Origin of the sequence: Campylobacter sp. BCW_6465, assembly GCF_001762815.1 — a bacterium.
GTDB classification, from domain to species: Bacteria; Campylobacterota; Campylobacteria; order Campylobacterales; family Campylobacteraceae; genus Campylobacter_D; species Campylobacter_D jejuni.
On the sequence record NZ_MJXN01000007.1, the window covers coordinates 1 to 273 of the forward strand.

1 pseudogene is annotated in these 273 nt (G+C 33.0%); it reads left to right on the forward strand.

Features of this window, described 5'->3' with window-relative positions:
• Positions 1-273, forward strand: a pseudogene (locus AJ886_RS00040) (hypothetical protein); the annotation flags it as partial.

Consider the following 273-nt stretch of genomic DNA (forward strand, 5'->3'; position numbering starts at 1 on the left):
GATGAAGTAAGTTCTCATCGTGGAACATTAAAATCTTATTCTTTCTTTAATGAATGGGAATTGTCTGCTTTACTTTTGGGAAATATTAAAGCTAGTCCCACAGCTGCCGTAGGATTTAAAGCAAGACAACAACAAGCATTGTTTTTACAAGCTCAACTTGGAGATAAAAATGCTTTTAAAAGTTTAGGTTTAGCAGTATTGTGTTCTAATTCTTTTCTTACAGGGCAACATTGGAATAAGCTTAGAGCAAAAATGATTTACGATTTACACGAT